The organism is Chitinophaga sp., assembly GCF_035761305.1.
Lineage (GTDB): Bacteria > Bacteroidota > Bacteroidia > Chitinophagales > Chitinophagaceae > Chitinophaga.
Window position 1 is genome coordinate 1 of sequence record NZ_DASTRI010000111.1, and the last position, 13,227, is coordinate 13,227.

Below are 13,227 nucleotides of genomic sequence, written 5' to 3' on the forward strand. Positions count from 1 at the left end.
CCCCACCACTATAACATCGTAAGAAGGAAACATATTCAATTGGTATTGTAGAAGGTGCAAAATTACATATAAGCAGGCATAAGTGAGGTAATTGTTTGAATGTTCCACGTGGAACATTGGAGATAGGTATGTTTGAATAATCACGTTGCCACCTCAACAATCGTCCGGAGTATATTTTCTGAAAAAGGTTCCTGGATGGGGTAGCTGGTTAACCTCCATGTGTTTTGGTAAATAATAAACAATGTGACCAACACACAAGAGCCAGCAACATATGGTTAGTTTTTTGAACAGGACTGTATAGGATGTTGCTAGAGCATAGATGTGGTCAAAATAGGATTGGGATTTATGAGAACTAAGCGGGGCGATTCGCCAGGTAGAGGCAATAATATCGTGGCTTTATACCATGGGCATATTACTCTTAGCAGCCTAGCCGCATCGCCGCGGATAATACGGCTTTATATCATGAGGCATATTACCCCTGCCTGTTATTCCTTTCCATCTTTGTTTTAAAGACCAGCGTATCTACGCCGGATTCATCCAGATGTTAGATCCACCTTTCCCCTTCCCCGGTGTACCTCCATCTTCCCAACCGGTATTATTTCGACATTTCTAATGAAAGATCAATTAGCCAATGCGTGAATGAAGCCATTTAAAATAGATCACGTACCTTGCTCAGACACTGTATACCCATTGGCAAATGCCCTAAACAGAACCCTTAAAAATAGATGATACAATAAAACCGGGTAGTAACCACCCTTACACCCACTGGTTTTATATTAGCGGCTGCTAATATTAAGGGAATATTTCAGCATTCTTCCTATAAGATATTTTGGAAATTGAGTTGGCCAGGCGCCGGCTAGCTATACCCTTTCGGGTATAAGAAGGTAAAGCCAGTCCAAACTTATCGTGGAGTAAACGGGACAGAATTACGCATAAATCAGTACCTACTAAAACCTCTGCAGCTAAATACGCAGTGAGTATTTAAAATACTGTAGGTGTAAGTACCACAGTAGCGCTAAAAGTTTTCAAAGTACCAGGCATTTAAAAAAGATGTTCCCTAGTTTAAAGCATCAGTTTGTAGTTTAAAAAACGATGATGGATGACTTCTTTAGAAGAGGGTATAAAAGGAATGTCCTGCGTTTTCTCAAGATTAAACGGCTAGAGGAAGTAAAAACATGAATGTTCCACGTGGAACATTCATGAATTATGAGTTACATCAGGAAAGTTTTGGTATGAAATAGCACTTACAAGATAGAATGGTTAATTAATATTAAGAGCTGACAGGCAGGATACACAATTTTGGCTTAACATCTGAGTTGGAACCAGTTCAAGCTGTTGAGTTACCTAAAGCCCAGGCATCATGCTTATCCTCTCTTATCCGTTCGTTTTAAAAACAGTATCTTCCTTTCCGGCTAACTATTTACTTCCCCTCTCCCTGAATAATTTCAGTACAGTCATACCTGAACCATTGTAATGCAGGTTAAAGATCCCCTTATGGTATGATCCTACTCCAGCAGCTCATCAGTTACTGCCGGGCTGAATAACCCCTAAGGGCGGCCCGTCCATCTACCATTGGAAAATAAATATACTTGGGCAAACCCTGACAGCCTTTACTTTTAGAATGTTTCATCTGCAGTGCTTTTGCCTGGTGCCTAAAGTAATTCTATGAGATCGTTTAAAACCGTGACTATGAGTACTCCTTGGATCGTTTAAAATTCAAAAAGGAAAGCTGCAAGGGTATATTGTATCAATGCCATGGCCCCATATGTAAGTATTGTACATTATAAACATAGTGCTTTTACTAACCCCTTTAAGGCCCGCTTCATCTCCCGGTTATAGTGCAGTCTTCACTGGGAGGTTGTAGCGGTATTTGGCCAATTGGTTCTCTGTTCCAAGTAAGACTGGCAAAGGTTACTAAGTATGCTAAAAATAGATTTAGGTTTTAGTTACCTGCGCCATGACTTATGTTCCTTTATAGTGTTATAAATTTGAAGGGACCGCGGCTACAGTGTGTATTCAAAGAGAAGCACTCCTTATAGCATCATGAACTCAGGTATCAGCCTCAACAAATCCATCACCATTAAGAACCGAAACCATTGAGCACCCGCGAAAGAGCTAATTGATAAACATCGGTCGGTTGCCCTTTACCATGTGAAGAACTATATTCCCCTGGCGCCAACTGTCTGCTCACTAATCACCGCTAAATCATCGCAGTCTTTTAAGACCAAAAATTATTTCCTGGAGCTGTACACTTAAACCGTCGCCAAATGAAAATGGCTTTGCTTTTTTAAAAGCAAAACCTTTCTTAAGCAAGCATCATGGAACAAGGGTAACAATTAAAATACTGATTCACCTTACAAAACAGGGCAGTAAAAGAAAGAGGAAGAACCTGGCAGGAAAAAGAAGAAAAAATCCCCTAACATGTAACAGTTCAGGAGAACCACCTATTATTACTGAAAGTAAGCGGCCAAACATTCATTCTCCTTCTCCCGCATCAACGCCGCCTCTTTTTTTGTTTTGTCTTTATAACCACATAAATGCAGCGCACCATGGAAAATTACCCGGTGCAATTCCTGCTGTTCACTTACTTCAAACTTAGCAGCATTATCCCGCACCCGGTCAATACTGATATAAATTTCGCCTACTGTTTCCCCGGGTATTTCGCTCAGCTCAAAAGTGATAATGTCTGTATAGGTATCATGCTGCAGAAATTGCTGGTTCATCTCTAACAGGTAAGCGTCACTACAAAATACATATTGCAGCTCCCTGAGCTTTTGACCTTCCCGCTCGAAAATATCTTTCAAAAAAGTTTTGAGTTTGGTTTTCTGTTTTAGGGTAACACTTACCTCATGCGCATCAAAATGTATAGCCATAATTCCTGTTGTAAAAGCAGATGTAAAAATATAGTGAAATTTATTACCAGCCAGCTCCTGTTTTTTGCTTTGTGCTTTTCCCGGGGTACCTTTGCGTATTCATGGATTAAATGACGGCTGAGAAAATGAGTAAGCTTCCGATAAAATTATCTGCCCTTGCAATTGGTAAAAGTGCGGTGATCACCTCCTTCGAAAAAGATGACCTTCACATAAAATTAATGGAAATGGGTTGCGTACCTGGAGAAACGGTAAGGGTGGAAAAAATTGCACCACTGGGAGATCCGATTTCTATTATGGTAGCCGGCTACAATTTATCGCTCCGTAAAACAGAAGCCGATTTTATTTGGGTAGAGGAAATTGGTTAAACAGCACACTACAAAATTTATTTCTCCACTCTTTCTAAATATTTTTAGTCAGCAGCTGATCAACAAGGGTACCTGAAATCTTCTGGTAAACCGGTTGTAAACCTCCTGATCGCCTTCCTATTGCTGCTTGTTGTTAACCCGAATTTGCTCATAGAATATTTCACGTTTACTTTCCCGGTGAAGAAAAATTATTTCGTATAACCGTTTTTGTTAGTAACTACCTCGTGCAAAAAAGCAATGGCTATTATTTTATGGCCAACCCTACTCAATGAAATTAGGTACCCTCTCCTTTTTCCAAAACTGCATTTGTGAGCACTCAATTTCACATTGTGAAACTGTTACTAATTTTATTACATATAAAAAGACGGCTCTTTTTCAAATGTGTATTAGCTGTGAACAAACAACCATATTTCCCTCACTGAATCAAGGGTTTTAGAATGAGGTATAACGGGGAAAGCCCCGGGATGCCCTCTTATAACGCATTCTCAGGGCCTTCCCTTCTAAAAGCTTATATGAAAGTAATTATTTGTTTTAATTAATTGATAATCAGTTAATTATATTATAAACCATATCGTGCGCTGATCTCCAGCATGCGGTCAATCGGTTTTTTTGCGGCAATACGCAGCTGTTCATCCATAGTAATTTCCGGTTCTTCATACTCCATGCACAGGTACAGTTTCTCCAGCGTGTTCAGCTTCATATGCGGACAATCATTGCAGGCGCAGGCATTGTTTGGCGGAGCGGGGATAAATGTTTTACCAGGATTAGCCTTCTCCATCTGGTGCAGGATGCCCGTTTCTGTTACTACAATATACTCCCGGGCATCATCCCGCTCGGTGAACTTCAGCAAACCCGTGGTGGAGCCAATATAATCTGCTATAGCCAGCACTGCCGCCTCACATTCCGGGTGCGCTATCACCTTGGCCCGGGGATGCCGTACTTTTAACCGGGTGATCTTTTCCAGGGAGAAAATTTCATGCACCATACATGCTCCATTCCATAACACCATGTCCCTACCCGTTTTTTTCATCAGATAGCTGCCTAAATTCCGGTCAGGGGCAAAAATGATGGGTTGGTCAGCCGGCACGCTTTCGATGATTTTTTCGGCATTAGAAGACGTACAAATGATATCGCTGAGCGCTTTGATACCTGCAGAGCAGTTAATGTAGGAAATAACGATATGATCCGGGTACTTTTCCCTGAACTTCCTGAACAGCTCCGGCGGGGCGCTGTCGGCCAGTGAGCAGCCGGCTTTCAGGTCGGGCAGCAGCACTTTTTTCTGCGGACTTAATATTTTGGCGGTTTCTGCCATAAAGTGCACGCCGGCGAATACAATAATGTCGGCGTTTGTTTTGGCCGCCTGCTGGCTCAGCCCCAAGCTGTCGCCAATGTAATCCGCCACATCCTGTATGTCGGGCTCCTGGTAATAGTGTGCCAGTACAATGGCATTCTTTTCTTTCTTCAGCCTTTCTATTTCCGCAAACAGATCCAGGTTTACATTTACGGGTATATCCAAAAATCCGTTCCGTTGCAAATTTTTTTTCGCTTCGGCTAGCTCCCTAATCATAATTATATATTTAATTATTTATTTAAAAAAGAAAAACCCACTACTATTAGGGGGGTGAATATGTGGAAATTAAATTTTCCGCTGGTGTACAAAGGTAGTTGTTATTCTTTTTTGCTCAGCTATCCACAGGAAATTAACAATGTATTTAGGCCACTATAGCGGATTTTAGGTATTTCATCCACATACGTGGATATTGTTTTGCGTGCATATTTTTTACTGCCGGTGTGTATTAAGAAAATGTTAACAGCAGCGGTTAACTTTCCCCTTTTTACCGCTTTTACCACCCAAACTACCAGCGGGCACAATAACAAAATTAGTTTTACCTGTGTATAGGTATGCTTTTTCCCATTATTTCACCGGGTTATGCGGTGGTTTTACACAGGAGCTGTGGATAAATAACATCGCTTTCCCGTAACCGGACCTACCCCTTTCGTTTTATAGTGCGCTCATCTTTATACACAAATTTTTGTGAATTGCAGTCCGGCCTTTTTCAAAATGTGGATAAGCGCAAAAATTTTTTTCCTGGAGCGAAGGCCCCATACCTTACACATGGCCGATTTCGTTATGTGTAGCAAACAGTGTGAGATTGTATTAAAAAATGCAGAAATGTGGATAAACTGTGCATCCAGCTGGTGCAACAAACGGGGGATATAGCCCTGAAATCCTTTACTGTACTGCATTTGAGGTCAAAAAATACTGTTTTGCAGTTACAGTTATTTTATTCTATTTTTGCTTTCCCTAAAATTTTAGACTATATAATATTATGTCAGTTATTCAGAAGATCAGGGATAAGTATGCTATGGTGATCGTAATTGTGATCTGCCTGGCTATTGTCAGTTTCCTGCTGCAGGATGCCTTTTTTGGCAAGAATTCCCTATTCCGCCGTTCCACTACTGTAGGGAAGGTTAATGGTAAAGAACTGGATATTTCGGATTATCAGAAACGCATACAGGATGCGGAAAATGGCGCCCGCCAGCAAATGCCTAATAACAATATTGACGAACAAACCCGTCAATATATCCGTGAGCAGGTATGGAACCAATTCCTGAACGAGCAGATCATGCAGGCACAGTATGATAAGCTGGGTATTGACGTAACAGAGGCTGAGGTGGTAGACCAGTTTAATGGTAAAAACCCCAACCCGATTGTTGTACAGCAATTCACCAATCCGCAGACCGGCCAGTTTGACCGTGCAGAAATGCAGCGGGCCTTACAAAATATTGGTCAGGACCAATCCGGCAGAATGCGCCAGGCCCTGCACCAGCTGGAGGAAATGATCACCAAATCACAGATGCAGCAGAAATATGTGGCGCTGGTAAAACAGGCTGTATATTATCCCAAGTGGCTGGCGGCCGAGCAACAGCAGGAAAACAGCCAGACTGCCAATGTATCTTATGTGAATATACCGTATGCTACCATCGCAGACTCCACTATTAAAGTAACAGACGGTGAACTGAATAACTACATTAACGCACATAAATCCTTGTTCAAAACAGAAGAAGCCCGTAAAGTAGAGTATGTAGCTTTTGATGCCCTGCCTTCTGCTGCCGACTCTGCCGCTGCCCTGCAGCAGCTGGCTGCCCTGAAACGGGAAATGGACACTACCAGTGATGATGATATTGAAGGGTTCATTAACAGTAACTCGGAAATTAAATATTTCGACGGGTATGTTTCCAAAAACGCTTTACAGGTGCCCAACAAAGACACTATTGCCAGCTTACCTATTGGTGCGGTGTATGGTCCTTACATAGATAATAATTACCTGGTGCTTGCTAAAATGCTGGACCGCAAAACCATGCCGGACAGTGTTAAAGTACGTCATATATTAATAGGTACCCAGCAGGGCTTACCGGACTCTATTGCCAGGAACCGGATCGACAGCATTGAGAAAGCTATTAAAGGCGGTGCTGATTTCAAGGAAATGGTGCTTAAGTATTCTGATGATCCGGGTAGTAAAAATAACGGCGGCGAATACGACATTACCCCTGCTACTCCTTTTGTAAAAGAGTTTAAGGATTTTGCTCTGGAAGGAACAAAGGGACAGATGAAAGTGGTAAAAACACAGTTTGGCTATCACCTGATAGAGATCCTGGACCAAAAAAATTTTGGCCCTGCTGTGAAGGTAGCTTACCTGAGCAAACCGGTAGACGTGAGCAAGGAAACCGACAGCAAAGCTTATGCTGCTGCCAGCGAATTTGCCGGTCAAAACCGTAGTCAGCAATCTTTTGAAAAGAACATACAGGAAAAAGGCTATAACAAACGCCTGGCCGATAATATTCGTCCCATGGATTTTGTAATTCCCGGCATAGGACAGGCACGTGAGCTGGTACGTTGGGCATACGACTCCAAAAGAGGAGATGTTAGCCAGGTATTCACCTTTGAGAATAAATATGTGGTAGCGGTATTAACCGGCATCCGCAAAGAAGGTATTGCCGCCCTGGATGAGGTAAGGCCGCAGGTAGAAGCAGAAGTGAAAAAACATAAGAAAGCAGATGAGCTGATTGCAAAGCTGCAAAATCCCGCTTCCCTGGATGCAGCAGCCAAAACATCCAACCAGCCGGTGCAAAAAGCAGAAGGTATTAACTTCGGTACTCCGTTTGTACCTTCCCTGGGTTTTGAGCCTAAAGTAGTGGGCGCCAGCTTTAACAAAAGCTGGGGTACTGCCAAGGTAAGCGCTCCTATTGAAGGTACTGCCGGTGTGTATGTACTGAAGGTAGACAGCTATCAGCCTGCTTCACAACCCGTGCAGGACCTCAACACCCAACGCGCTGCTTACGAACAGAATATTAAATCCCAGCTGGACCAGCAGCTGTTTGATGTGCTGAAAAAGCAGAGCGATATAGAAGACAACCGCGGAAAATTTTTCTAAGCATAACAACGACTTTTATTATAGCAAAAGCCCGGAACATAGGCTCCGGGCTTTTTGTTTGGCAAGCACCGAATAATCTGAAGCATGAGATTGTTGCGGGGCCCGGCAATATCGTTGTTATGCGCCCATGTTTAGTGCGATACTACTTTCAGCCCGATAATAGAGCCAATTAAAGTAGTAAGAAAAAGTAAACGCAGGAAAGTAGCAGGCTCCTTAAATACCAGGATGCCCACCAAAACAGTTCCTACTGCCCCAATCCCCGTCCACACGGCATAAGCTGTTCCAATTGGTAAGGTTTGCGTTGCTTTAATTAAAAGGCCCATGCTCATAGTAAGGGCAATAAGAAAACCGGCATACCATAAATACATTTCATTTCCCGTAGCGGCTTTCGCCTTTCCCAAACAGAAGGCAAAGGCCACTTCAAATAATCCTGCAATAATTAAAACAATCCAGTTCATTCCTGCTGCTTTTGCCGCAAAGGTCGGAATTGGGGCGGGAATATTCCGTAAATTCGTATACGGAAAAAGGATTAATATGGACGAGATTGTTAATAAAGTAGCGCAAAGCGCAATCACTTCACTGGACCTGGAGGATTATTATCCCAGGGAGGAAATAGTAACGTTTGATATAAAGGATTACCTGTTTATGGAAATGATCCTGAAGGAGAAAGATTTCCGTACAGCCATGCAAAACCTCAACTGGGAGCAATACCGCAATAAAAATGTAGCCATTACCTGTACTGCGGATGCGGTTGTGCCCAGGTGGGCTTATATGCTTATAATGACCTACCTGGAGCCGGTAGCTCACTATGCCGCTTTTGGCGATGCCAATTTTATACATAACATCCTGTTCCTGCAAAACCTGGGTAAAATAGATGTGCAGGTATTTGCCGATAAACGGGTGGTGATAAAAGGCTGCGGCGACAAGGGTGCGGGAGAAATTGCCTATGCAGAAATTACACGCCTGCTCAGGCCTGTGGTTAAAAGTATAATGTATGGAGAGCCCTGTTCTACCGTACCTATTTATAAGAAAAAATGAAGGGATGAAATAGCGGCGATTGAGAGAATGCCTGCCTGAATGCGTTATATCCAATATACACATCACCGTGCTTTTTTAGCAGCAGCCCTTATTATAACGTGGCTGCTGCAGGGTTGCAACGGCTGCAACCGGCCCAAAGCGCCTGCACCTTCACAAGATACAGCGGCCGCGGTACCTGCGCCGCCTACTGCAAAAGATACGCTCAGGAACTGGGCGGAACAGCGCCTGATACAATGGAAGGGGTGGGTGGACAGCAGCATGGCCGGCACGTTTGGCCCGGACAGCCTGGAGCGGATTGCCGTAGATACGGTAGCTGATGTGGACACTACATCTATGGAAGTAGCGCGGTTTGAACAGTTCCGCCAGTTTTTTGTGTACAGCCCCGACAGTACCCGTGTTATAGATATGGTAAGCTATGGTAACTTTTTGCACAAAGGCCCGCGCGGCACTGTGGTGCTGGAGTCCGGCGAGCCCGACACAGAAGTGGCTATCGTAGACGTACAAACGAAAAAACGGGAGCGAATACTTTTTACAGGTCCCTCTACAGTTATTAAACAGGTTGTGTGGATTAACAACCATACCGTGTTGATAGCCGGCGGTAACTATGATGAAAATGACCAGCTGCAGCCCGCCATCTGGAAATATGATACCCAAAGTAAGCTGCTGGAAAACTGGGAAAGCGACCTGCCTTAAAACCAACCCCGCTTTTTAAATAAAATAATCATAATAATCAGGATAAGCACCATTATTCCCAATACGGTAAAGTAACCGTTGGGAGAATGCAGCTCCGGCATATTGTCGAAGTTCATACCATAAATACCGGCAATTACGGTCAGGGGCGCCATCAGCGTGGTTACCACTGCCAGCACCTTCATTACTTCGTTCATTTTCAGGTTCAGCTGCGTGTGGTACTGCTCCTGCAGGTTAAACACCATATCCTTATAGTTATCTGTAAGGTCGTTACAATGTACAATGTGGTCAAACACGTCTTTATAGAATTTCATGGTATGCTCATCCAGCAAAGGATTTTCACTTTTCAGGAAGCCGTTCACCAGCTCCCGCACCGGTGCAATGGCGCGGCGGAACAGCAACAGCTCGCGGCGCAGCAGGTTAATACGCGCCAGGGTGCGGTTGTTTGCCTCATGCTGCACAACATCTTCCATCAGCTCTATACGTTCGCCCAGCTTGTCCAGTATAATAAAATAGCTGTCTACGATCACATCCAGTAATGTATAACATAAATAATCCGCCGACGACATGCGGGTGCGGAAACCGTTAATGCGCAGCTTCTCACGGATAGGGTCAAACACATCGCGGGCGGGATCTTCCTGGAAAGAGAGCACAAAATTTTTTCCCAGCACAATGCTCACCTGCTCCTGTTCTATAGTACAGCTTTGATGGTTGAAATAGATCATGGGCAGCACGCAGAACAACTGGTCTCCTATTTCATCCATCTTGGCGCGCTGGCCTACGTTCAATATATCTTCTTCTATCAGGTAGTGAATACCAAAGCGGGTGCAAATGGCATGTACCTCCTCTTTACGGATGCCGTCAATATTAATCCAGCTCGTTTCAGGCGTATCTGTATACTGGAATACCTCATTTATATTTTGCAGTACTTCCTCTATACAGTGATCCTGCTTAAAGTTAAACACAGTAATCTTTACCTCCGCTGCTGGTTTGCGCGACGCAATACCCGTAACCGGGTTATAGTTCATGATACGTTGCTTTTTTCCCTTAAAAGGGTTCAGCACATCCGGAATGGGAAATATACGTTTGGGCATAACTTATAAATACTTGTAAAAATAAGCGGTAAAAAGCTGCCTTTTACCAGCCATATACTGCTCGTAGCGCTTTTGGAAATTCAAATTAAGTTAAAATAAGCGTAACTCAACGCGGCGTTTACCGCTCCTTACGTGCATAACGGCGGTGGCGCAGGCATGGGCATTTTGCCGGAAGCACAAACGCTGCCTGCAGACTTATTGCACCTGGGCACGCCGGAACAGCAGGATATAATTGCTCTTATGGGAGCATTAACAGGTACCGCTGCCAGTAAATGATTTCCCCGCATTGAGTAAGAACCTGTACACCACAGCCAGGTATAACAGGCGCTTAAAGATTTACCCTAAGCACATTTTGGCATCTACAATGGAACCGTTTTTGTTGATTATAACTGGCAAGCTAAATATGTGGTTATGGAGCAAGCGCAGCAAAATGAGCATAAGGGAATTGACAGCGGCCTGACCTCCGGCATACACAGCAGTTACTGGCTGGATACGCTTCCGGCGCTGCAATATGAGCCCTTGCAGGAAAACCTGGAAACAGATGTGGTGATAATAGGCGGCGGTATGGCAGGTATTAGCATTGCCTACCAGCTTACCCTGGAGGGTAAAAAGGTAGTGGTGGTAGAGGATGGTGCTATTGGCAGCGGCGAAAGCGGCCGTACCAGCGCCCACCTGGTGACAGCACTGGATGACCGTTATTACAATCTTGAAAAAATATTTGGAGAAGATGGTATACGCCAGGCGGCAAACAGCCACCGTACCGCCATTGACACCATTGCGCAGATTATAGCAACAGAAGGGATAGATTGTGAATTTGAGCGGTTAACAGGCTATTTGTTCCTGCATGCTTCTGACAAGCCGGATTCGCTGGCCAAAGAATATAACGCTGCCCGCCAGGCAGGCCTGGAGGTAGCTTTGCTAGATGATACGCCTTACCTTCCACAGGCAGGGCCCTGCCTGGCATTTGCCAACCAGGCGCAGTTTCACCCGCTAAAATATTTGCAGGGCCTGGCCCGGGCTGTTACAAACAAGGGTGGAAAAATTTTTACCGCCACCAAAGCAATAGGTATAGACCATACGGGTGTTGTTACTGACCAGGACCGGCGTATAAAAGCTGCTTTTGTAGTAGTGGCTACCAATACACCGGTGAACGACACCTACACCATTCACCTGAAACAGTTTGCGTACCGCACTTATGTGGTGGGCGCCCTGGTGGCAAAAGGCAGCGTACCGCATGCTTTATGGTGGGACACCGGCGATTTCCGCACCAACGCATCTATTCCCCCCTATCATTATGTACGTATACAGCCTTATGATGAAACGCATGACCTGCTGATCTGCGGAGGTGAAGACCATGCCACCGGCGTAGCTTTTGCGCCGCCGGCAACGGACGAAGCGCAGTACCGGCGCCTGGAGCAATGGGCCAGGGAACATTTTGATATAGAAGAGGTTATTTACCGCTGGTCCGGCCAGGTAATGGAACCCATGGATTCGCTGGCGTACATAGGCCGCAACCCCGGTGACAAGGATAATGTATTTATTGTAACCGGCGATTCCGGTACCGGCCTTACACATGCCACCATTGCATCTATACTGATACCGGACCTGATAGCAGGAAGAATAAATCCCTGGAAAAAAATATACGATCCGCAGCGGTTCAAATACTTCCGCGCCGGTAAAACCTGGCTGAAAGAATTTACCGGCGGCTTATTGCGCTATATGAAAGAGTACCCCTATGATGCAGATGTGGTGGAGCTTTCGGCCATTCAGCAGGGACAGGGAAAGGTTGTGGAGCTTGGAAAAAATAAATACGGAGTGTACCGCGATGAAGAAGATGACCTGCACATTGTATCAGCAACCTGCACACACCTGCACTGTATTGTACAATGGAACAGCGACGAAAAAAGCTGGGACTGCCCCTGCCACGGCAGCCGGTTTACCTATAAAGGCAAAGTAATAAACGGCCCTGCCAACCAGGACCTGTTCTATTACAGGGAAAAGGCGCCCGCAGCACAACCGCATTAAATACAGCAATTATTTGTTAACTATAAAAAAGGACTTTTATGGAAAAGAAACTCAGCAACAAAAAAGTAGCGATACTGGTAGCCGATGGGTTTGAAGAATCAGAATTTACGAAACCGCTGGAAGCATTGAAAGATGCCGATGCACAGGTGGATGTTATATCCCTGCACGGCGGTAAAGTAAAAGCGTGGGCAGAAAAAGACTGGGGCGGCGAGTATGATGTAGATAAAACCATTGACCAGGCCAACTCCAAGGATTACGACGCGCTGGTATTACCCGGCGGTGTTTTAAACCCCGACCAGCTGCGTGTAAATGCAGATGCAGTGGCTTTTGTAGGCGGCTTTTTTGACGACAGCAAGCCCATTGCCGCTATTTGCCACGGCCCCTGGACCCTGATTGAAACCGGTGAACTGGCCGGCAGAACAGTAACATCTTACCCCAGTATTAAAACAGACCTGATTAACGCAGGCGCGCAGTGGGAAGATAAGGAAGTTGTAGTGGACAATGGTTTGGTAACCAGCCGCAGCCCGAAAGATTTGCCGGCCTTTTGCAGGAAGATGGTAGAAGAAATTGCGGAAGGAGTACATGCGTAAGTTAATTACGAATTGGTCAATTACGAAAGGCGTGCGTTCATGAATGCCTTTGAAAATTATTATGAAGATGAATAATTACGAATGATAAGGCGATGTTAAATAGGGGTTGCCTGGCT

10 protein-coding genes are annotated in these 13,227 nt (G+C 44.7%); 6 read left to right on the top strand and 4 right to left on the bottom strand.

Annotated features, from left to right (window positions below; all coding sequences use genetic code 11):
• Window positions 1–2,450: 2,450 nt before the first annotated feature.
• The gene (gene ybeY, locus VFS25_RS09825) at window positions 2,451–2,873 is read right to left on the bottom strand and encodes an rRNA maturation RNase YbeY (RefSeq protein WP_326461963.1); all 423 of its coding nucleotides are present in this window, start codon (window positions 2,871–2,873) and stop codon (window positions 2,451–2,453) included.
• 110 nt (window positions 2,874–2,983) lie between these two features.
• Between ybeY and VFS25_RS09830 the strand changes: the two genes are divergently transcribed.
• Window positions 2,984–3,238, top strand: a complete 255-nt coding sequence (locus VFS25_RS09830; RefSeq protein ID WP_326461964.1) for a FeoA family protein — start codon at window positions 2,984–2,986, stop codon at window positions 3,236–3,238.
• A gap of 559 nt (window positions 3,239–3,797) precedes the next feature.
• Here VFS25_RS09830 and nadA read toward each other — a convergent pair.
• Window positions 3,798–4,805 (bottom strand): quinolinate synthase NadA, encoded by a 1,008-nt coding sequence (gene nadA / locus VFS25_RS09835; RefSeq protein ID WP_326461965.1) that lies wholly within the window; start codon window positions 4,803–4,805, stop codon window positions 3,798–3,800.
• Between the two features lie 763 nt (window positions 4,806–5,568).
• Between nadA and VFS25_RS09840 the strand changes: the two genes are divergently transcribed.
• Window positions 5,569–7,674, top strand: a complete 2,106-nt coding sequence (locus tag VFS25_RS09840) for a peptidylprolyl isomerase (RefSeq protein WP_326461966.1) — start codon at window positions 5,569–5,571, stop codon at window positions 7,672–7,674.
• Window positions 7,675–7,805: 131 nt separating this feature from the next.
• Here VFS25_RS09840 and VFS25_RS09845 read toward each other — a convergent pair whose 3' ends face one another.
• Window positions 7,806–8,132, bottom strand: a complete 327-nt coding sequence (locus tag VFS25_RS09845) for a multidrug efflux SMR transporter (RefSeq protein ID WP_326461967.1) — start codon at window positions 8,130–8,132, stop codon at window positions 7,806–7,808.
• A 76-nt stretch (window positions 8,133–8,208) separates the two neighbouring features.
• Here VFS25_RS09845 and VFS25_RS09850 point away from each other — a divergent pair, with 76 nt between their 5' ends.
• Both VFS25_RS09850 and VFS25_RS09855 read left to right on the top strand, forming a co-directional pair.
• Window positions 8,209–8,712: a DUF2480 family protein gene (locus VFS25_RS09850; RefSeq protein WP_326461968.1), complete on the top strand. Its 504-nt coding sequence runs from the start codon at window positions 8,209–8,211 to the stop codon at window positions 8,710–8,712.
• 39 nt (window positions 8,713–8,751) lie between these two features.
• Window positions 8,752–9,405 carry a hypothetical protein gene (locus VFS25_RS09855; RefSeq protein WP_326461969.1) on the top strand — a complete coding sequence of 218 codons (654 nt, stop codon included), beginning with the start codon at window positions 8,752–8,754 and terminating at the stop codon, window positions 9,403–9,405.
• Here the strand turns inward: VFS25_RS09855 and corA are convergent.
• Window positions 9,402–10,496: a magnesium/cobalt transporter CorA gene (gene corA, locus VFS25_RS09860; RefSeq protein ID WP_326461970.1), complete on the bottom strand. Its 1,095-nt coding sequence runs from the start codon at window positions 10,494–10,496 to the stop codon at window positions 9,402–9,404. The genes VFS25_RS09855 and corA overlap by 4 nt on opposite strands.
• Before the next feature lie 411 nt (window positions 10,497–10,907).
• Here corA and VFS25_RS09865 point away from each other — a divergent pair, with 411 nt between their 5' ends.
• Window positions 10,908–12,521 (top strand): FAD-dependent oxidoreductase, encoded by a 1,614-nt coding sequence (locus VFS25_RS09865; RefSeq protein ID WP_326461971.1) that lies wholly within the window; start codon window positions 10,908–10,910, stop codon window positions 12,519–12,521.
• Window positions 12,522–12,559: 38 nt separating this feature from the next.
• Window positions 12,560–13,111, top strand: coding sequence for a type 1 glutamine amidotransferase domain-containing protein (locus tag VFS25_RS09870; RefSeq protein WP_326461972.1), 552 nt, complete (start codon window positions 12,560–12,562; stop codon window positions 13,109–13,111).
• The last annotated feature ends 116 nt before the right edge of the window (window positions 13,112–13,227 follow it).